The following is a 20329-nucleotide window of genomic DNA, read 5'->3' as shown; positions in this document are numbered from 1 at the left end:
AAATGACGCGCGCGTAATCGCGCTCAGAAGGTAAAACGAGCGTGAAAGGGGTAGCTGGATTGCATTAAAAACTGCATGAATACGGGCTTTTTCGTCGATGCGCTAGCGATGCCCGCGTTCTTCGCGTGCCCGCGCACGACGGTCGAACAGCAATGCACTGGTTACGATGCCCAGGCCGAGCACCACGCCGATGAACAACAGGATCAGGGCGATGAGCGGGTAACCGAACAGGTGCCAGCCGGTGTCGATCCTCATCATCATCGCGGCGGCCATGATCAATGCGGCGCTGATGATGCCGGCCGCCACGCGGTTGGCGATCTTCTGCAGGTTCTCCATCAGCCGCGATTCTTCCAGGCCGGTGACCTTCATCTGCAGGCGGTTCTCGGCCAGCAGCGCCATGATGTCCGACAGCTTGCGCGGCCCATCACGCAGCAGCTGCTGCAGCTCCATCGCCTCGCTGGCGATGTTGGCTGCAGACAGCGACTTCTTCAGGCGCGCACGCATCACGTGCTGCAGCTGGCGCTCGACGATGCGGCGCGTGTCCAGCTCTGGCGCCAGCAGCCGGCACACGGTTTCCAGGTTGAGCAGGGCCTTGCCGAGCAGGCTCAGTTCCGGCGGCGTGCGCAGGCCGCAGGCGGTGGCGATGCGCACCATGTCCAGCACCACGCGGCCTTCGGAGAAGCTGCCACTGGCCGCATAGCGCGCGATCAGCTGACCGGTTTCGCGCAGGTAGCGCTCTTCATCGAAGGCCTCCAGCCGCGTGCTGATACTGATCAGGTCATCGGCCACTTCCTCGCCACGGCCGTCGACCGCCGCGAACAGGATCTTCAGCAGACGCTCGCGCAGGCGCGGCGGCATGTGCGCGACCATGCCCAGGTCGAAGATCGCCAGCCGGCCGTCGGGCATCACCCGCAGGTTGCCCGGGTGCGGGTCTGCATGGATCTCGCCATGCACGAAGATCTGGTCCAGGTAGCCGCGGATCAGCGCCGCCGCCAATGGGTCCATGTCCTGCTCGGTGCGGCGTACGCCGGAGATCGCATCCACGCGCACGCCGGTGGCAAGCTCCATCGTCAGCACGCGCTGGCTGCTGTAGTCCCAGATCGGCTGCGGCACCCACAACCGGCGGAACGGCCGCAGGTGCCGTCCGAAGCGCGCCAGGTTCTCGGCCTCGGCGTGGTAATCCAGCTCCTGCATCAGGGTCTTGGCGAACTCGTTGAGCCAGTCGCGCAGGCGCACGCGGCGTCCGACCTGGGTCAGGTGATCGGCGGCCAGCGCGAAGCTGCGCAGTGCCTCCAGGTCCGAGCGCAGCTGTGCGGCCACTTCGGGCTTCTGCACTTTCACCGCCACCTGGCGGCCATCGTGCAGCACCGCGCGATGTACCTGCGCGATCGAAGCACAGCCCAACGGCTCGGGATCGAACGAGGCAAACAGCTTGTTCACCCCTACGCCCAGTTCCTGCTCGATGATCGCGTGGATGCGCTCGACCGGGATCGGCGCCACCTTCTCCTGCATGCGCTCCAGCGCCGTGGCGAACTCCACCGGCACCATGTCCGGCCGCGTGGACAGCATCTGGCCCAGCTTGACGAAGGTCGGCCCCAACGCTTCCAGGTCGCTGACGAACTGTTCCGGATTGCCGTCGGCGGGCACGTCGGCCTGGTTGCTTGCCGCATCCAGGTTCATGCCCGAGAACACGCCCGAATGGCGGTAGCGCATCAGCAGGCGCAGGATCTGGCTGCGCCGGCTCATGCCTTTGACCAGCGGGGGATTGCCATTGGCGGCGGACGGATTGCTCAAGCGGGACTCCCATGCGACGAAGACAGGTAGCGCCGGCTGCGGGCCGGCAATGTCCGGATTCCGCAGTGTCGCCGGGGGGCGGTGGGCATGCGGTGAACCCGGTGTCTTCCGCAGTCCACACCGGATCGGTCAGAATCCGCCTATTCCCTTTCTTGGACGCCCCATGGCCGGTGCCAGCCTGTTCGCCCTGCTCGACGATATCGCCACCCTGCTCGACGATGTCTCGGTGCTGACCAAGGTCGCCGCGAAGAAGACCGCCGGCGTGCTCGGTGACGATCTGGCGCTGAACGCGCAGCAGGTCACCGGGGTCAACGCCAACCGCGAACTGCCGGTGGTGTGGGCGGTGGCCAAGGGCTCGCTGGTCAACAAGGTGATCCTGGTGCCGGCGGCCCTGGCGATCAGTGCGCTGGAAGCCTGGCTGCACAGCCGCGGCTGGAACGTGCCCCTGATCGTGCCGCTGATGATGATCGGTGGTGCCTTCCTGTGCTTCGAGGGCGTGGAGAAGCTGGCGCACCGCTTCCTGCATTCGGCCGACGACGATGCCGAGCGCCAGACCGAACGCCGCAAGGCGCTGGCCGACGCGCAGGTGGACATGGTCGCGTGGGAGAAGGACAAGGTGAAGGGTGCGATCCGCACCGACTTCATCCTTTCGGCCGAGATCATCGTACTGACCCTGGGCGTGGTCGCCACCGCATCGTTCACCAACCAGCTGGTCACGCTGGCCGTGGTTGCACTGGCGATGACGGTCTTCGTCTATGGGCTGGTGGCGGGCATTGTCAAGCTGGATGACGTGGGCCTGTACCTGTCGCGCAAGGGTGGGGCTGTTGCCGCCTTCGGTCGCGGCCTGGTCGCCTCGGCACCGTGGCTGATGAAGTTCCTGTCGGTGGCCGGCACCATTGCCATGTTCCTGGTCGGCGGCGGCATCCTGGTGCACAACGTGCCGGCGCTGCACCACGCAGTACAGGCGCTGGGCGGCGAGGGCCAGTGGGGCTGGCTGGTCAGCGCGGCGGGCAACATGGTGGTGGGCATCATCGCCGGCGCCATCGTGCTGGCGGCGGTGACCGGGTTCCAGAAGCTGCGCGGCAAGTAGTCGCCGGCAGGTTCCCGGTAGAGGCCGACCTTGGTCGGCGCTTTGTTTCCCACGCGTGCCAACCAAGGTTGGCACCTATCAAAGCGGTTCAAGGTGGTCGGCATCGTCGCCGGCGGGTTCCCCGGTAGAGGCCGACCTTGGTCGGCGCTTTGTTTCCTGCGTGTGCCAACCAAGGTTGGCACCTACCAAAGCGGTTCAGGGTGGTCGGGATCATCGCCGGCGGGTCGCCGGGTAGAGGCCGACCTTGGTCGGCGCTTTGTTTCTGCGTGTGCCAACCAAGGTTGGCACCTACCAACGTAGTTTGCTGCGGGCCGGACGGTCAGCCTGCCTGCACGCGGTTCTTGCCCTGCCGCTTGGCGGCATACAGCGCGTCGTCCGCGCGCCGCAGCAGGGTTTCGGTGTCGTCGCCGGGTTGCCATTGCGCCAGCCCGGCACTGAAATGCACCGGTACGCGCCGGTCCTGCACGGTCAGCACGCGATGCGCCAGTGAACGCTGAAGGCGCTGCACCGTGGCCATGCTGTCGGCGCCCTGGGTTTCCGGCAGCACCAGTACGAACTCGTCGCCGCCCAGCCGCGCGATGCCATCGGTGGCGCGCAGCAGCAGCTTGCAGACGGCCACCAGGTGCTGCAGCAGTGCGTCGCCACCGGCATGACCATGTGCATCGTTGGTCTGGTGGAAATCATCCAGATCGATCACCGCCACGCCCAGCGGCGAGTTGTTGCGTGCGGCACGGGCCAGCTCGCGTTGCAGCAGTTCGTCCAGGCCACGGCGGTTCAGCGCCTGGGTCAGTGGATCGATGCGTGCCAGGTCACCGGCCGCGCGCAGTTCCTGCTCCAGCTCGGCGATGCGCTGCTCGGCACGCTCCACTTCCTGCCGTGCGTTGGCCAGGTGATCGCGCGCCTGCGCGGCCTGCTGCTGCACCTTGCCGGTGTCGCGCATCACGTCCTGCAGAAGCTGGTTGAGGTCGGCGATGCTGCGCGCCTCGCGCAGCTGCAGCGCATAGCTGCCGATGCGATCGTGGTATTCGCCGGTGCTGGTGGCCATGCCATCCATGCGCTCGATGAACTCGCCCATCAGCCCGCGCATCGCCGCCTTCGAATCGTCGATGCCCTGGCGCAGCAGGCCCTGCTTGTAGATCACTTCGCGCAGTTCGGCGCGGGTGCGCTCGACCGCCTCAGCTTCCAACGGCCCGTCCAGCAGCTGGCGCACCGCGGCGATCTGGCCCTGCAGCCAGCTGCGGTCATCCAGCAGCTCGCTCACGTTCTCCAGCAGCAGCGCGAACAGCTCCAGCAGCAGCGCCTGCTGCTCCTGCCAGCTCTCGGCACGCACGCCGACCTGGTGGCCAAGTTCGCGCACGCCCTGCTCGATCGGTTCCAGCGCCGTGCCTGGCTGCCACTGGCGCAGGTGCATGGCCAGTGCCTGCGCCTGTTCGCGCAGGTCCGGGTCGTGCTGCAGCAGCGCCACCACCGCGCCGCCCAGCAGCAGCCGCAGCTGCTCGGACAGGCGCAGGCTTTCGGGTTGCCCATCCGGCGAATGCTGTTCGATGGTGCGGATGTACTTGTCGATCAACTGCCGCATCGCGCGCCCGTAGCGCGGCCAATCGGCGCTGGCCTGCGCCGACTGCAGGCGGTCGCCCATGTCGCCCAGCTCGCCGGGCAGGGTGGCCATGCCGTTGGCGAACGCGGCCAGCAGCGGTTCCGGCGCGTCGGCGCCTGCGAACAGCTGCTGCAGCGCCACGCCACCGCCGCCCTGCAGCACCACGCGGTCGCCCAGCCCATCGTCCACCACCGCGCGCACGCGTGCCGGCGGCCCAAGGGCGGTACCGGGGGCAGGGCGGTGGTCGGGCTGGTCCGTCATGGAGCGAATCCTGGGGGCTGGCAGGGACTGGTTCCAGCATATCGGCGCGGCCGCCGACGGCTTGAACGGCTAGGATGGGCGACAGGATGCCGCAGTGGAGGTGGTGATGCGCGTGATGTTGCTGGGGGCGACCGGCCTGGTCGGTGGGCTGACCCTGCCCCGGCTGCTGGACGACCCGCGCTGCAGCGCCGTGATCGCCCCGACCCGTCGCCCGTTGGGCGCAGCCCACGGGAAGCTGGAGAACCCGGTACTGGCCTTCGATGCGCTGCCCGCCGCCGCCGGGTGGGCGGGCGTGGACGCGGTCATCTGCGCGCTCGGCAGCACCATTGCCCAGGCTGGCAGCCGCGAGGCCTTCCATCGCATCGACCATGATTACCCGCTGGCGTTCGCCCGTCTGGCGCAGGCGAAGGGTGCGCAGACCTATGTGCTGAATTCCGCAGCCGGTGCCGATCCGCGGTCGTCGATCTTCTACAGCCGGGTGAAGGGTGAATTGGAGCGCGATCTGCGCGCGCTGGGCTTCACCTCGTTGACCCTGGTCCGCCCAGGGTTGATCGGTGGCGAGCGCAACGAGGTGCGGCGCGGTGAGCGTCTCGCGCTGAAGGTGCTGGGCGTGCTGGGGCCGGTACTGCCACGGGCGTGGCGGATCAACCCGGCCAGCGAGATCGCCAAGGCGCTGGTCGAGGCCGCGCTGGCCCCGCAACCGGGTGAGCACGTGGTGGCATCGAGCGCACTGGCCGGCTGATGTCGCGTGCGCTGCGCCTGACCCAGCTCCAACAGCTGCTGCGCCGCCATCGGCGGCCGGTGGCCGGCCAGGTGCTGGCCGACGCGCTGGGAGTCAGCCTGCGCACGCTGTACCGCGATATCGAAACCCTGCGCGAGCAGGGCGCCGACCTGCGCGGCGAGGCCGGCGTCGGCTACCAGCTGACGCCGAGCGATACCCTGCCGCCGATGACCCTGCCACCGGCCGAGATCGACGCACTGGTGCTGGGCCTGCGCTGGGTTGCGGCCCGTACCGAACCCGCGTTGGCCGAAGCCGCACGCGATGCCCTGGCGCGTATCGCCCATGTGTTGCCCGCAGCGCGGCGCGAGGCCCTGCGTGACAGTGGCCTGCGGGTGGGCCCTTCGCGTGCGGCGGCCAAGGTTCCCCCAGCTCGTCTGCAGGCCGTGCGAGAGGCTGTCGGTTCACAGCAGCGCCTGAAGTTCGGCTACGAGGACGCGCACGGCCAGCGCAGCGAGCGCATCGTCTGGCCGTTCGCGCTGGGCTACTTCGATGAGGTGCCGATGCTTGCGGCGTGGTGTGAGCGCCGCGAGGATTTTCGCCATTTCCGCCTGGATCGCATCCGCCAGGTGCGCGTGCTGGAGGAGCACTACCTCGTACCACGCGCCACGCTGCTGCGGCGCTGGCAGAAGGCGCAGGGCATCGCGCCGGACTGGCTGGATCGTTCGTAGCGTCGGGCCTGCTCGACTGCTGCTGCGTTCTGCTTCCTGCCTCTGGGGGAGGGCGGCCTTCGCACTTTGCTCCTGGTAGGGGGCGAGCTTGCTCGACCGCCTTTGATCTTCGCGAACAGCAGTCGAGCAAGCTCGACCTCTACCAGGGCAGTGGCAACGGCAGTCGAGCAAGCTCGACCTCTACCAGGGCAGGAGCGACGGCAGTAGAGCACGCTCGCCGCTACTGACAGAATCTGTCAGCAGGGCCGTACCACCATGATCGCTCCCAACAACGGAGCTTCCCCATGTTCACGCCCAGCACCCTGCTGCAGTACGTGCGCGACGTCGCCACCAGCGCCACCTTCTACAGCGGCATCCTCGGCAAACCGCCGGTCGAGCAGTCGCCTGGCTTCGCCCTGTTCCTGCTCGGCGATGGCGCCGCACTCGGCCTGTGGCAACGCGATGACGTGCAACCGCCGGTGTCTGCGCAGGCAGGCGCCGCCGAACTGGCGATGGTGGTCGCAAACCCCGAGGCCGTGCAGCAGATGCACGATGCGTGGCGTGGGCTCGGCGTGCAGATCCTGCAGTCGCCGGTGACGCTGGAGTTCGGCCACACCTTCGTCGGTGCCGACCCTGATGGCCACCGGCTGCGTGTGTACAGCCGCGCCGAAGGCATGGTCGCGCGCGATTGATCGCCCGCATTGTGTAGATCCACGCCATGCGTGGATGCCGGAAAAAAAACGCCGGGCAATGCCCGGCGTTCTCTCCAAGTCATGTGCCAACCAACGGTTGGCACCCACCGGTCAGGTGGCCGATCAGCTGGCCAGTGCCAGGTCGTCCATCATCGCGCGCAGGAAGCGGGCAGCTTCACCACCCGTGGCTGCGCGGTGGTCGAAGGTGACCGACAGCGGGATCACCTTGTGCGCTTCCACGCCGCCCATCACCGGGGTCATCTGGTGGCGGGCACGGCCGGCACCGACGATGGCCACGCACGGCGGCACCACGACCGGGGTCGCGTAGCGGCCGGCAAACATGCCGAAGTTGGACAGCGAGATGGTGTAGCCACTCAGTTCCGAGGCGGCGATCGAACGCGATTCCACCTGCTCGCGCAGGCGATTGACGCCTTCGCGGATGCCGCGTGCATCGAGCATGTCGGCATTGCGCAGGGCCGGCACGAACAGGCCGTCGTCGGTGTCCACGGCGATGCCGATGTCCACCTGCGCGTGCAGGGTGCGGGTCAGTGCTTCGCCGTCGAACCAGGCGTTCATCGCCGGCACCTTCTGCGCGGCGACCACGATCGAACGCACCAGGCGGGCGGTGACGTCGTTGCCCGGCAGCCAGGCGTGGATGTCGGCGTCGTCGTTCAGCGTGGTCGGCACGACCTTGCTGTGCGCATCGGCCATCACGCGGGCCATGTTGCGGCGCACGCCCTTCAGCGGTTCCGGCTGGCCCTTGGCGACCACGCCCGGCGGCTGGGTACGCATCGGCTTGCCGGCGGCGGACAGCGGCGTGCGGGCTTCGCTCTGCACGGGGGCAGACACCTGCGCCGGGGCCGGCGCGGAATAGGCAGCAGCGGCAACCGGTGCCGGAGCAGCGCCGAGCTTGGCGCTGCCATTGGCGGCGGCCTGCTTGACGTCGGCCATGGTGACCGCGCCATCGGTGCCGGTAGCGGCCACGCGGCTCAGGTCCACGCCCAGCTTGCGGGCCATCGCACGCACGGCCGGCACGGCCTTGACGCCACCGACGGCCAGCGCCTGTTCGGCATGCACGGCATTGGAGCTCTGCATCGCGCCGACCACGGTACCGGCGTCATCGCGCTCGGCCGCGGCGGGCTTGGCCTCCTCGGCGGCAACCGGAGCGGCCGCAGCCGGCAGCGGCGGCGGGGTCGGTGCGGCCGCCGGTGCAGCGTGGCCATGGCTGTGGCCGGTGTCCTGGCCATCGGCACGCTGCGGCAGGTTCGGGTCCAGTTCGAAGCTGGCCAGCACCGAGCCGGTCGGGATGATGTCGCCGGCGCCGCCGGACAGCTTCAGCACCTTGCCGGAGAACGGCGAGGGCACTTCCACCACGGCCTTGGCGGTCTCCATCGACACCAGCGGCTCGTCCAGCTTGATCACATCGCCTTCCTTGACGAACCACTCGACGATGGTCGCGTCCGGCAGGCCTTCGCCCAGGTCGGGCAGGTTGAAGTTCTTGGTCTGGCTCATTTGCAGTTCTCTTCCAGCAGTTCCAGTTCGCGGGCCGGCAGCCAACCCGTCGCGCCATTGGCGCGCTCGGACCACCACCACCCGCCGTGTTCGTGATGAAGCTTCACCATCTCGCCGCTTTCCACATCCAGCTCGCGGGCGTCGTAGTCGCACAGCGCTTCGGCGCGACCCTCGTCCAGCAGCTGCAACCAGGCGATGGGCGCCCATCCAGCGCGCCCATCGTTGGTGCGTACCCAGGCAAACGCCGGCCATTCCTCGTCACGGACACCTACTTCGACGATCTGGCCGGTGCGGAACCGGAGCGGGTTGGGATACTGGCTGCGGTAAGCCCCCAGAAGGCGGGCCCGCATGTCAGCCGGCCGCCACCGCGCGCTTGGCCGCAGCCACGATCCGCTCAACGCTCGGCAGGTACTTCATTTCCAGGCGGAACAGCGGAATGTGGGTGTCGTAGCCAGTGACGCGCTCGACCGGTGCCAGCAGGTCGTAGATCGATTCCTCGGCCAGGCGCGCGGCGATCTCGGCGCCGAAGCCCGCGGTCTTCGGGGCCTCCTGCACGATCACGCAGCGGCCGGTCTTGGCCACCGATTCGGCGATGGTGGCGAAGTCCAGCGGACGCAGCGTGGCCACGTCGATGACTTCGGCACTGATGCCTTCGCCGGCCAGCTTGTCCGCCGCTTCCAGCGCTTCCTTCACCTGCGCGCCCCAGGTCACCAGGGTCACGTCGGTGCCGTCGCGCAGCACGAAGCAGACGTCCAGCGGCAAGGCTTCGCCGTCGTTGACGACCACTTCCTTGTACTGGCGGTAGATGCGCTTGGGCTCCATGTAGATCACCGGATCCGGCTCGCGGATCGCGGCCAGCAGCAGGCCGTAGGCGCGCTGCGGCGACGACGGCAGCACCACGCGCAGGCCCGGCACGTTGGTGAAGATCGCCTCGTTGGCTTCGCTGTGGTGTTCCGGCGCGCGGATGCCACCGCCCCACGGCACGCGCAGCACCATCGGGCAGTGCAGGCGGCCACGGGTGCGGTAACGCAGGCGTGCGGCGTGGCAGACGATATGGTCGACCATCGGGTACATGAAGCCGTCGAACTGGGCTTCGGCCACCGGCTTCATGCCCTGTGCGGCCAGGCCAATGGTCAGGCCGGCGATGGTGGTTTCATCCAGCGGGGTATCGAGGATGCGGTCCGAGCCGAAGCGCTGCTGCAGCCCGGCGGTGGCGCGGAACACGCCGCCGTTGACGCCCACGTCCTCGCCCAGCACCAGCACCGACGGGTCGTGTTCCAGCTCCCAGGCCAGCGCCTGGGTGATGGCTTCGATGAGGGTGATCGGGGTGGTGGTCATGCTCTCTTCTCCGCGCGCGACCGCAGCGCTGTCGGCGGCGTTGGTGTGCGCGCCGGGCGCGCCGTTCTTGATCTCATCCATGGCGCTTCTCCAGGGCGATCGCCTGGGCACGCTGGGCCAGCAGGTCCGGCGGCGGATCGGCATACAGGAAGTCGAACATCGCCTCGACCGGCTGCACCGGCGTGTTGAGGTACAGGTTCACTTCCTCGTCCACGCGCTTGCCGCACTCGGCGACCCAGGCGCTTTCCTCATCCTCGCTCCACACACCGGCGTTGATCAGGTACTTGCGCAGGCGCAGCATCGGCTCGCGCTGCCAGGCATCCTTCACTTCGGCGTCGTCGCGGTAGCGGCGCGCGTCATCGGCGGTGGTGTGGTCGGACAGGCGGTAAGTCATCAGTTCCAGCACGGTGCCACCGTCGCCGGCCAGCGCACGTTCGCGCGCCTGCTCCATGGCAGCCAGCACGGCGATCAGGTCGTTGCCGTCCACCTGCAGGCAGTGCAGGCCGCCAGCCAGGCCCTTCTGCGCCAGCGTTTCGGCACCGGTCTGGGCCGAACGCGGGACCGAGATGGCCCAGCCGTTGTTGACGATGCACAGGATCAGCGGGAGCTTGTAGGCGCCGGCCGAATTCAGTGCCGCGTAGAAGTCGGTCTTGGAGCTGCCGCCGTCGCCGCACACCGCCACGGCGATCTGCGGTTCCTTGTTGAGCTTGAACTTCAGCGCGGCGCCTGCGGCATGCAGGCACTGGGTGGAGATCGGCACGCAAAACGGGAAGTCCTTGGCCGCGTTGCCGCCGTAATCGTTGCCGCGTTCGTCGCCGCCCCAGTACATCAGCACGTCGTGCGGGCGCACGCCACGCATGAACATCGCGCCATACTCGCGGTACGAAGGCGCGAACACGTCGTCCTTCTGCATCGCCGCGCCGATACCCACGTGCGCGGCTTCGTGGCCCAGGCAGGCGGCATAGGTGCCCAGCTTGCCGGTGCGCTGCAGTGCGATGGATTTGCTGTCGAACGTACGTACGAACAGCATCTGCTTGAACAGCGGTACCAGGACCTTGGGGTCGCGCAGCGACGCGGGCAGGTCATCGCGGACGAGTTTGCCGTCCGTATCCAGGTACTGCAGGTATTCGATCTTGAATTCAGCGGCAACCGTCATTGCGTACTGCACCTTCGACAGAGAAGTTACAAATGATATGAATCGCCATGTTAAGGAACGCGTACGGAATAGCCTTCCTGCGCCGCAACACGGCAATGTCCTGTTTTACCCCTGCCGGCGGGTGGGGGGCCAATAACAACAACGTATTCAGTCGTTGCTGCAAAGCATCAGAATACGCCTCTGGCTGACCGCTGGCGCAACGACCCGATCGGTTCCACGCGCAGGCCCCGCATCGGCCAATGCTCCACGGGGCACCGCACGCCCCGGTATGGACCCGGCGGCTGCCAGCGCGGCGGCAACGCGCTACCCTTGCCGCCCCCGATCTGGTCCCGCCCATGTCCGTCGACAACAACCAACGCGATCTCGAAGCCGGCATCCACACCGACCTGCAGGGACGCCTGACCTACGGCGGCTACCTGCGGCTGGACCAGCTGCTCAGCGCGCAGCAGCCGCTGTCCAACCCGCCGCACCACGATGAGATGCTCTTCATCATCCAGCACCAGACCTCGGAGCTGTGGCTGAAGCTGCTCGGCCACGAACTGCGTGCGGCGATCGGCTTCCTGCAGCGCGATGAAGTCTGGCAGTGCCGCAAGGTGCTGGCGCGCAGCAAGCAGGTGCTGCGCCAGCTCACCGAGCAGTGGTCGGTGCTGGAAACGCTGACCCCGTCCGAATACATGGGTTTCCGCGACGTGCTGGGCCCGTCTTCGGGCTTCCAGTCGCTGCAGTACCGCTACATCGAGTTCCTGCTGGGCAACAAGAACGCGCAGATGCTGCAGGTGTTCGAGCACGACCCGGCCGGGCAGGCGCAGCTGCGCATCGTGCTGGAGGCGCCGAGCCTGTACGAGGAATTCCTGAAGTACCTGGCCCGCTTCGGCCATGCCGTGCCGGCGGTCTACGAGGCCCACGACTGGACTCAGCCGCACGTGGCTGACGACGCATTGCAGCCGGTCTTCGAACGCATCTACCAGGACACCGACCGCTACTGGCGCGAGTACGCGCTGTGCGAGGACCTGGTGGACCTGGAGACCGCCTTCCAGCTGTGGCGATTCCGACACATGCGCACGGTGATGCGCGTGATCGGCTTCAAGCGCGGCACCGGCGGCTCGTCCGGCGTGGGCTTCCTCGCCAAGGCGCTGGAGCTGACCTTCTTCCCCGAACTGTTCCAGGTGCGCACCAGCCTGCAGGCGGCACCCCCGGCAGAACTGGGCTGACCCCCATTCAGCTTGGACCCCGGCCATTGGCTGGATCGTTTCAGATGCAAGTTCAGCGAGCAGGCTGGCACCTGCCTCAAACGGCGTGTATTTGACGTGAACGGCAGAAGTCGGTGATCCTCGCGCGTTGCTCCAACTGCACAGCGGACGTGCTCGTCATCCACCGAACCAGGAAATCCGCATGAGCGTAAACGCCACTGCGAACACCCCAGAGCCGGCGCTGCCGGACTTCAAGACCACGCTGGGCCACCCGCGCCCGTTGTGGATGCTGTTCATGACCGAGTTCTGGGAGCGCTTTGCGTTCTACGGCATCCGCTGGGCGTTGGTGCTGTACATCGTCGCCCAGTTCTACAACGGCAGCGCTGCCGGTGAAGGCGACGCCAGCCGCATCTATGGCGCCTACCTGGCCCTGGTATACGCCGCGGCGATCTTCGGTGGCTACGTGGCCGACCGGGTACTGGGCTACCAGCGCTCGATCCTGACCGGCGCGATCATCATGGCCGCCGGCCTGTTCATGATCTCGCTGCCGCAGGAGCACATCTTCAAGCTTGGCCTGGCCACGATCATCGTAGGCAACGGCCTGTTCAAGCCCAACATCTCGACCATGGTCGGCAAGCTGTACGGCCTGAGGGACGAGCGCCGCGACTCCGGCTTCACCATCTTCTACATGGGCATCAACATCGGCGCGATGATCGCCCCGGTGCTGACCGAGTACCTTGCCCGCAAGGTGTTCGGTACCGACGCAATGCCGTCCTACAAGGTCGTGTTCATCGCCTCGGGCGTGGGCATGCTGATCTCGCTGGTCTGGTTCTACATCGGTCGCGCCGGCCTGAAGGGCATCGGTGCACCGCCGGCCGGCGCTGAAGGCTTCGGCCGCATCATCATGGTGCTGGCCGGTGCCGTGGTCGCCATCCCGGTGGCGTACTTCCTGCTGGCTACCGGCGCCACCGCGCTGGCCTGGATCCTGGGTGCGATGTTCACCGCGCTGGCCATCCTGCTGCTGGTCGAGGGCGTCCGCGAAGGCAAGGTGCAGCGCGACCGCGTGATCGCCATGCTGATCATCTTCGCCTTCAACGTGATGTTCTGGATGTTCTTCGAACAGGCCGGCAGCTCGTTCACCTTCCTGGCCGAGAACATCGTCAACCGCCAGTTCGGTGACTGGACCTTCCCGACCGCGTGGTTCCAGTCGGTCAACTCGGTGGCGATCATCACCCTGGCCCCGGTCATTGCCTGGATCTGGGTGGCCATGGGCCGCGCCAATCCGTCCATCCCGCGCAAGTTCGGCCTGGGCCTGCTGTTCAACGGCGCCGCCTTCGCGCTGCTGATGTTCGCCCTGTCGCAGATGGTCGTTGACGGCAAGATCCCGTTCTGGACCCTGTTCATGGTCTACGTCATCCAGTCCGTGGGTGAGCTGTGCCTGTCGCCGATCGGCCTGTCGATGGTGACCAAGCTGGCCCCGGTGCGCCTGGTCGGCTTCGGCATGGGTGGCTGGTTCCTGTCCACCGGCATCGGCAACAACCTGTCGGGCATCTTCGCCGGCGTGGTCAGTGGTGAAGGCGGCATGACGGTCGAGTCGGCCCTGAAGGGGTATACCTTCGGGTTCTGGGCCCTGATCGGCTCCGGCGTGGTGCTGTTCCTGATCGCCCCGCTGATCAACAAGCTGATGCACGGCGTCAAGTAATGATGAGAGGGTAGAAGGCATGCGCAGCAAGCTCGGTGGTGCAATGGTGGTGGTCTGTGCGGCGCTGATCGGCGCCTGTTCGCAACCGCAACCGCCTGCCGCCGCCGAGCCCACGCAGCCCCTGGATACCCGACCCACCGAGCCACCGGTTGCTGACCCCAGCGAACCGGTGGCCTCGGGCAACACCCCGGTGGCGGCGGACATCGCCGCCATCGCCGGGCTCGGCGCGCAGTTCGACCCGGCCCGCAACCCCGCCGACGACCTGGCCACCGCCAAGGTGGAAGCCCAGCGTGGCAAGAAGCGGATCCTGCTGGAGGTCGGCAACGCCGCCTGTGAGCGCTGCCGGGCGCTGGACGACGTGGTGGAAGGCAACGGCGACCTGCGTCGCTTCCGCGATGCCCACTACGTGTGGGTGAAGGTCAACGCCAGCGACGAGCAGCCCAACACCGCCTTCTTCGCCCAGTACCCGGTGATGGCGCGCGACTACCCGTACCTGCTGGTGCTCGATGCAGATGGCGGCCTGCTGGTATCGCAGGCCACCGGCGAGCTGCGCAGGGGCGAGGCGTTCCAGCCTGCGCGTGTGAGTGCCTTCCTCAAGCAGTGGGCGCCTACCGTTGGTCGGCACTGAGGCGCATCCACGCCTGGCGCGGATCTACTGCGCGCACCGTCACACTCTCTGAATCGGCGTCTCAACTTCACCGTGAGCACGCCGTTACCGGCAAGGACCTCAGTCGACATCCCGTCGATGCAACCTTCCGGAACGCCCATGCACAGCGACCACGCCGAACGATTGCCCGAACCCGCCAGCGACCTGGCCGAGGGTGGGGCAGGCGAGGGCGTGACCCTGCCGCCGCAGGAAGCGCTGCTGGATGACGCCGGTACCGGAGAGGACAGCGTCGACCTGGCGCCGCCACGCCATCGCCTGCCGCAGATCGCGCTGCCCGACAACGTGGTGCTGAAGGGGGCGGTGCAGAAGCTGGTCGAGCAGAAGTCCCGGCTTGATGCGCTGGCCGCCGAAGGCCAGCTGGCCGGGCTGCTGCCGCCCGAATGGCAGGGCCACGGCGCGCGCGCGATCGAGCTGTCCACCTTCATCCAGGGCGTGCTGCCCTTCCTGCAGACCGGCGAGCGTGGCGAGACCGCCCCCGCGCGACTGCCGGTGCGCCATGTGTTGGGTGACGACAGCCGCTGGGGCCTGGACGATGTGGCCGAACCGAAATCACTGGCGTGGTATCTGGCCAGTGACGAGCGCGCCACGGCCGGCAGCAAGGATGTCGCCGAGGCGTATCTGGTGGGCGCACTGGGCCTGGCGTGGATGCAGGAAGGTCGCAGCCGCCCCGGCTTCCTGCGCGCGATGGGCCAGGACAGCCTGGCCGCGCGGGTGACCATGCTCGGCTATCCGCCGGCCAACGAACTGGCGCTGTACAGCGTCACTGCGCACGGCCAGCCGCAGATCTGGTGCGTGCACGGGCGCCGCCGCATGCGCCCGCTGGTGGCGCCGTGGTTGAGCGTGCCGCTGCTGACCGCCTACGGCGTGCCGGCGCCGGTTGCGTGGCCGTCCAGCTTCCCGCCGGTGGAAGCGGTGGCCGAGCTGCTGGCGACCGCCCGCCTGGGGCGCGCGCTGCCGGAAGTGGACCTGGCCAAGGCCGTGGCGAAGATCGCCGAGGACGCCGCCTCTGACGCCTGGCAGCCGGTCAGCCTGCTCCAGCTCAACACCTGGTCACCGCGCTGGCACTTCTTCCTGGGCACCTTCGTCGGCCTGCCGTCGCTGCTGCTGGTGGCGGCGGCGCTGGCGCTGCCGGGGGCGGTCGAAGCAGCGACGGTGGCCGCCTCGCTGGGCTTCGCCGGCGGCGCCATCGCAGCACTGGCCGTGCCGTGGATCCACGCACGCCGCAAGCACCTCAGCTGAAAAAAGGGGACGGAGGGGATTAAGCCGCAATCAGCACAGGTGTGCCTGATGCGACTTAATCCCCTCCGTCCCCTTTTCTTTCAGACGCCTTCGCCCATCCGCTCCAGGCCTTCGCCGGCCAGGCGAAGGATCAGCTTTTCCAGCACCTGCTCTTCCTCTTCGCTCAGCACCGACATCAGCTTGCGGGTGATCTCGATCACCATCGGCGCGATGGTCTCGTACACCTCGAAACCGGCAGCCGACAGCGCCAGCACCGAGCGGCGGCGATCGTCGCCGTGGGTCTCGCGCTTGATGAAGCCGCGCTCCAGCAGGCGGGCCACGGCGCGGCTGACCGCCACCTTGTCCATCGCCGTGCGGTCGGAGACCTCGCTGGCCGAGGAGCCCGGGTACAGCGCCAGGATGGTGATGACCCGCCACTCGGGGATCGCCAGACCGTAACGATCGCCGTACAGCTTGGCGATGTTGCCGCTGACCCGGTTGGACAGCACGCTCAGCCGGTACGGCAGGAACTGTTCCAGGTCGAGCAGGACGTGCGAGGCACGCAGGCGGGTCGAAACGGGATCGGCGGGGCTCATGTTGCGGTGCACCTTGCTGGTGGTTTCAAGTGTAACTATAAGGGGTGGGTCCAGACCCTGCATTCTCGCCGGGTCCCTACCTGCCCGCACCTGGTTTGTACCGATGCGGTACCGATTCGGAGCCACGCCATGAATACCGCAGTCCCGACCGCCTCGCATCCCAACCCCGGCATGCAGGTCACCACCTTCGAGAACCCGATGGGCATCGACGGCTTCGAGTTCGTCGAATTCGCCGCCCCGGCCGGCCGTGGCCAGGAGCTGCACGAGTACTTCCGGAAGATGGGCTTCAGCGCGGTGCTCAAGCACAAGCAGCGTCCGATTACCGTCTATCGCCAGGGCGACGTCAACTTCCTGGTCAACGAAGACCCCGATTCGTTCGCCGCCGACTTCGCCGAAAAGCACGGCCCGTGCGCCTGTGGCTTCGCCATCCGCTTCAAGAAGCCGGGCCAGGAGGTCTACCAGACCGCGCTGGGCAACGGCGCCGAAGCCATCGCCTTCAAGCCGGACAGCAAGGCGGTCAGCGCGCCGGTCATCAAGGGCATCGGCGACTGCATGCTGTACCTGGTCGACCGCTATGGCAGCGCCGGCAGCATCTACGACGGCGACTACGAGCCGATCGCAGGGGCCGACCTGCACCCGTTCGGCTTCGGCCTGACCTTCATCGACCACCTGACCCACAACCTGTACTTCGGCAACATGCAGCAGTGGTCGGACTACTACGAGCGCCTGTTCAACTTCCGCGAGATCCGCTACTTCGACATCAAGGGCCTGAAGACCGGCCTGGTGTCCAAGGCGATGACCGCGCCGGATGGCATCGTGCGCATCCCGCTGAACGAATCGTCCGACCCGAAGAGCCAGATCAACGAGTACCTGGACGCGTACAAGGGCGAGGGCATCCAGCACATCGCCTGCTTCACCGAGAACATCTACGAGACCGTCGAAGCGATGCGCGCGCAGGGCGTGGATTTCCTCGACACGCCGGAAACCTATTTCGACGTGATCGACCAGCGCGTGCCGAACCACGGTGAAGACGTGGCGCGCCTGGCCAGGAACAAGATCCTGATCGACGCCGATCCGGAAACCCACCAGCGCAAGCTGCTGCAGATCTTCACCCAGAACTGCATTGGCCCGATCTTCTTCGAGATCATCCAGCGCAAGGGCAACGAAGGCTTCGGCGAAGGCAACTTCACCGCGCTGTTTGAAAGCATCGAGCGCGACCAGATCCGCCGCGGCGTGCTGTAAGGTCCGCAGGCAATGTCGGCGTCCCGCCGGCATTGCCTGTCCGAATGGTAGTGCCGGCCGCTGGCCGGCAATCTCTGGAGTTCCCATGTCCCCCGCCATCACCGCCCGCGGCTACCAGTCCGGCTTCGGCAACGAATTCGCCACCGAGGCCGTCGCCGGCGCGCTGCCGGTCGGGCAGAACTCACCGCAGAAGGTGGCCCACGGCCTGTACGCCGAACAGCTGACCGGCACCGCCTTCACCGCGCCGCGCGGCAGCAATCGCCGCAGCTGGCTGTACCGGATCCGCCCGGCGGTGACCCATGGCGAGTTCACTCCGTTCGCGCAGTCGCAGCTGCAGTGTGATTTCGGCGCACAGCCGGCTTCACCGAACCAGCTGCGCTGGAGCCCGCTGCCGTTGCCGGAGCTGCCGACCGACTTTGTCGAAGGCCTGTACACGATGGGTGGCAACGGCTCGCCCGACGCGCATGCCGGCGTGGGCATCCACCTTTATGCTGCCAACCGCGACATGGTCGGCCGCTACTTCTACGACGCCGACGGTGAACTGCTGATCGTGCCTCAGCTGGGCGCACTGCGCCTGCTGACCGAGCTGGGCGTGATCGAGATCGAGCCGCAGCAGATCGCGGTGATCCCGCGCGGCGTGCGCTTCCGTGTCGAACTTCCCGATGGCCCTAGCCGCGGTTACATCTGCGAGAACTACGGCGCGCTGCTGAAGCTGCCCGACCTTGGCCCGATCGGTTCCAACGGCCTGGCCAACCCGCGTGACTTCGAGACCCCGCACGCGGCGTTCGAGGATGTCGATGGCGATTTCGAACTGATCGCCAAGTTCGAGGGCCGCCTGTGGCGCGCGCCGATCGACCATTCGCCGCTGGACGTGGTGGCCTGGCACGGCAATTACGCGCCGTACCGCTACGACCTGCGTCGCTTCAACACCATCGGTTCGATCAGCTACGACCATCCGGACCCGTCGATCTTCCTGGTGCTGCATTCGCCCAGCGACACACCCGGCACCAGCAACATGGACTTCGCGATCTTCCCGCCGCGCTGGCTGGTGGCGCAGAACACGTTCCGCCCGCCGTGGTTCCACCGCAACATCGCCAGCGAGTTCATGGGCCTGGTGCATGGCGCCTACGACGCCAAGGCCGAAGGTTTCGTGCCGGGTGGCGCATCGCTGCACAACTGCATGAGCGGTCATGGCCCGGATGCGCCGACCTTCGACAAGGCCTCCAATGCCGATCTGTCCAAGGCCGATGTGATCAAGGACACGATGGCCTTCATGTTCGAGACCCGCGCGGTGATCCGCCCGACCGCGCAGGCGCTGGCCGCCGGCCATCGCCAGGGCGATTACCAGCAGTGCTGGAACGGCCTGCGCAACAACTACCGCTGACCCGAAAAAGGGGACGGAGGGGATTAAGCCGCAATCAGCACACGTGTGCCTGAAACGACTTAATCCCCTCCGTCCCCTTTTTCTTCAGGCGGCCTCGGTGAACGCGTCGCAATGCTCCAGCGGCAGCGCTTCCAGCAGGCGTTGCCGCACACGCTGGCAATAACCCTCCGAGGTCAGCCCGGGCAGCATCTGCATCGCCGAGTGCAGCACCTGCAGTACTTCACTTTCGGCGCGCGCCTGCTGCAGGTCGCGGAACAGCGCCGCCGCCTGCGGGTGGCGCTGCATTTCCAGGATGCCCAGTACATAGATGCGCGCGGCCACCAGCGAGCGGCGGCGCTCGCTGCCGGTTGCGGGTGCAGCCGGTGCCGCCGCCGGCGTGGTGGGTGCCGGTGCTGCCGCGTCTGCGGGTGGTGGCGGTGCGGCTGTGGCGCCGGTACCGGTGCTCAGGTAGCCGGCCTGCACCAGCTGGATGACCATGGCGGGCGCGTCCTGGCCGAGCAGGCCGGTCAGATCGGCGATGCTGCGCTGGCCGTCGCACAGGATCAGCAGCCGCCGCTGGCGCATGTCCAGCGGCGCGCGATGGGCCTGCAGCGCGGTTCGGGCGAGTTCGGTCTTGCGCGGTTGCATGGAAGGGACAGCCAAGTCGGTGCACGCCGAGCCTGAACGAAGGCGATGAAACCGCGATGACAATGCAGCGCCTGCACACGGGATGGGCTAGCGTGCAGCCATCTTCGTGCCAGGGAACCGCACCGATGAAGCACCTTCCGCTTGCTGGTCTGTTGCTCCTTTCGCTCACCGCCTGCAGTGCTGGCCCCGACAAGCAGGGGGCGGCCGGCAGTGGCAGCGACACTCCGGCCGAAACCGCCTCGGCGACCGGGCCCGCGCAGTCGGCGGATCCCGACCTGGCCGCCCGCCCGGCCAACGACCTCCGCAAGGACAGTCCAGCGCGCCTGGACGGCTTCGGCGGCGTCACGCTGGGCGCCGGCATCGCCGAGGTCCGCAGCGGCTTCGGCACGCCGCTGCAGGGACTGGGCACCGACGCCAATGGCAAGCCCCTGCCGGCCGACGACAGCAACGACGGCTGCTACTTCCTGCGTCCGCAGGGCGCTGAAGACCCTCGCCTGATGATCGAGGCACGCAAGCTGGTGCGCTATGACGTGCGCAGTGCGGCGATCATCGCTCCGGGCGGCGGCAAGGTCGGCATGACCCTGGGCGAGCTGCAGGTGCTGTACCCAGAGCGCGCGGACGTCGGCCCTGACAAGTACGACGAGAAGGCGCAGCACCTGCGCGTGCGGCCGGCGCAGGAAGGCGGGGCGGTCATCGACTTCGCGCTCGGCGCCGATGGTCGGGTCAGCGCCTGGCGCGTCGGCCAGACCCCGCAGGTCGATTACGCCGAAGGCTGTGGCTGATCCTTGATCCACCGCCCAGCCATGCGCTCGGGCCAAGCGTAGAATCGCGCCAC

At 67.5% G+C, this 20329-nt stretch carries 18 protein-coding genes and 1 pseudogene; 11 read left to right on the top strand and 8 right to left on the bottom strand.

The genetic code is table 11. From position 1 onward, the window contains the following. Nucleotides 1–102 precede the first annotated feature (102 nt). Nucleotides 103–1752 (bottom strand): annotated as a pseudogene (locus tag AC5P56_RS02590) (ABC1 kinase family protein); the annotation flags it as partial. 205 nt (nt 1753–1957) lie between these two features. Here AC5P56_RS02590 and AC5P56_RS02585 point away from each other — a divergent pair. Then, nucleotides 1958–2884, top strand: coding sequence for a DUF808 domain-containing protein (locus AC5P56_RS02585; RefSeq protein WP_014648696.1), 927 nt, complete (start codon nt 1958–1960; stop codon nt 2882–2884). 319 nt (nt 2885–3203) lie between these two features. On the opposite strand, the gene AC5P56_RS02580 is transcribed toward AC5P56_RS02585, so the two are convergent. Continuing rightward, entirely contained in the window at nt 3204–4742 is a 1539-nt protein-coding gene (locus AC5P56_RS02580) for a GGDEF domain-containing protein (RefSeq protein WP_014648695.1), read from the bottom strand. A gap of 106 nt (nt 4743–4848) precedes the next feature. Between AC5P56_RS02580 and AC5P56_RS02575 the strand changes: the two genes are divergently transcribed. The 3 genes from AC5P56_RS02575 to AC5P56_RS02565 all read left to right on the top strand — a co-directional run bounded on the left by AC5P56_RS02575 (nt 4849) and on the right by AC5P56_RS02565 (nt 6862). Further along, on the top strand, nt 4849–5484 hold the full coding sequence (locus AC5P56_RS02575) for a Rossmann-fold NAD(P)-binding domain-containing protein (protein WP_172617726.1): 636 nt from the start codon (nt 4849–4851) through the stop codon (nt 5482–5484). Next, complete coding sequence (locus tag AC5P56_RS02570) at nt 5484–6191, top strand: helix-turn-helix transcriptional regulator (protein ID WP_014648693.1); 708 nt, start codon at nt 5484–5486, stop codon at nt 6189–6191. The genes AC5P56_RS02575 and AC5P56_RS02570 overlap by 1 nt, the downstream gene beginning before the upstream one ends. Before the next feature lie 284 nt (nt 6192–6475). Then, a complete protein-coding gene (locus tag AC5P56_RS02565; protein WP_014648692.1) occupies nt 6476–6862 on the top strand; it encodes a VOC family protein in 387 nt (128 codons plus the stop codon). 123 nt (nt 6863–6985) lie between these two features. Here the strand turns inward: AC5P56_RS02565 and AC5P56_RS02560 are convergent, their stop codons facing one another. Genes AC5P56_RS02560 through pdhA form a run of 4 tightly spaced genes read right to left on the bottom strand, consistent with a single transcriptional unit; the run spans nt 6986 to nt 10868 of the window. Beyond that, entirely contained in the window at nt 6986–8374 is a 1389-nt protein-coding gene (locus AC5P56_RS02560; RefSeq protein ID WP_495231446.1) for a dihydrolipoamide acetyltransferase family protein, read from the bottom strand. After that, nucleotides 8371–8724, bottom strand: coding sequence for an SH3 domain-containing protein (locus AC5P56_RS02555; protein WP_012512332.1), 354 nt, complete (start codon nt 8722–8724; stop codon nt 8371–8373). Before AC5P56_RS02555 ends, AC5P56_RS02560 begins: the two co-directional genes overlap by 4 nt. Nucleotide 8725: 1 nt before the next feature. Continuing rightward, on the bottom strand, nt 8726–9793 hold the full coding sequence (locus AC5P56_RS02550; RefSeq protein WP_005414714.1) for an alpha-ketoacid dehydrogenase subunit beta: 1068 nt from the start codon (nt 9791–9793) through the stop codon (nt 8726–8728). Beyond that, nucleotides 9786–10868 carry a pyruvate dehydrogenase (acetyl-transferring) E1 component subunit alpha gene (gene pdhA, locus AC5P56_RS02545; protein ID WP_014648690.1) on the bottom strand — a complete coding sequence of 361 codons (1083 nt, stop codon included), beginning with the start codon at nt 10866–10868 and terminating at the stop codon, nt 9786–9788. The genes AC5P56_RS02550 and pdhA overlap by 8 nt, the downstream gene beginning before the upstream one ends. 335 nt (nt 10869–11203) lie before the next feature. Between pdhA and AC5P56_RS02540 the strand changes: the two genes are divergently transcribed. The 4 genes from AC5P56_RS02540 to AC5P56_RS02525 all read left to right on the top strand — a co-directional run bounded on the left by AC5P56_RS02540 (nt 11204) and on the right by AC5P56_RS02525 (nt 15666). After that, nucleotides 11204–12079: a tryptophan 2,3-dioxygenase gene (locus tag AC5P56_RS02540; RefSeq protein WP_049404537.1), complete on the top strand. Its 876-nt coding sequence runs from the start codon at nt 11204–11206 to the stop codon at nt 12077–12079. Between the two features lie 181 nt (nt 12080–12260). Continuing rightward, a complete protein-coding gene (locus AC5P56_RS02535; RefSeq protein WP_142235098.1) occupies nt 12261–13760 on the top strand; it encodes a peptide MFS transporter in 1500 nt (499 codons plus the stop codon). Nucleotides 13761–13779: 19 nt separating this feature from the next. Beyond that, entirely contained in the window at nt 13780–14388 is a 609-nt protein-coding gene (locus AC5P56_RS02530) for a thioredoxin family protein (protein WP_046432898.1), read from the top strand. 138 nt (nt 14389–14526) lie between these two features. Further along, complete coding sequence (locus AC5P56_RS02525) at nt 14527–15666, top strand: hypothetical protein (RefSeq protein ID WP_014648686.1); 1140 nt, start codon at nt 14527–14529, stop codon at nt 15664–15666. Between the two features lie 80 nt (nt 15667–15746). Here AC5P56_RS02525 and AC5P56_RS02520 read toward each other — a convergent pair whose 3' ends face one another. Next, the gene (locus tag AC5P56_RS02520) at nt 15747–16241 is read right to left on the bottom strand and encodes a MarR family winged helix-turn-helix transcriptional regulator (RefSeq protein ID WP_014648685.1); all 495 of its coding nucleotides are present in this window, start codon (nt 16239–16241) and stop codon (nt 15747–15749) included. Nucleotides 16242–16370: 129 nt separating this feature from the next. Here AC5P56_RS02520 and hppD point away from each other — a divergent pair, with 129 nt between their 5' ends. Then, a complete protein-coding gene (hppD, locus tag AC5P56_RS02515; protein ID WP_014648684.1) occupies nt 16371–17483 on the top strand; it encodes a 4-hydroxyphenylpyruvate dioxygenase in 1113 nt (370 codons plus the stop codon). An 85-nt stretch (nt 17484–17568) separates the two neighbouring features. Then, complete coding sequence (gene hmgA / locus AC5P56_RS02510; protein WP_032957134.1) at nt 17569–18867, top strand: homogentisate 1,2-dioxygenase; 1299 nt, start codon at nt 17569–17571, stop codon at nt 18865–18867. An 84-nt stretch (nt 18868–18951) separates the two neighbouring features. Here the strand turns inward: hmgA and AC5P56_RS02505 are convergent, their stop codons facing one another. Next, complete coding sequence (locus tag AC5P56_RS02505) at nt 18952–19494, bottom strand: hypothetical protein (RefSeq protein WP_046432894.1); 543 nt, start codon at nt 19492–19494, stop codon at nt 18952–18954. Between the two features lie 125 nt (nt 19495–19619). Here AC5P56_RS02505 and AC5P56_RS02500 point away from each other — a divergent pair, with 125 nt between their 5' ends. After that, nucleotides 19620–20276 carry a hypothetical protein gene (locus AC5P56_RS02500; protein ID WP_197621469.1) on the top strand — a complete coding sequence of 219 codons (657 nt, stop codon included), beginning with the start codon at nt 19620–19622 and terminating at the stop codon, nt 20274–20276. The last annotated feature ends 53 nt before the right edge of the window (nt 20277–20329 follow it).

It is taken from the genome of Stenotrophomonas sp. YJH_SMC_131, assembly GCF_059367975.1.
This window is presented reverse-complemented; position numbering and strand designations above follow the sequence as displayed.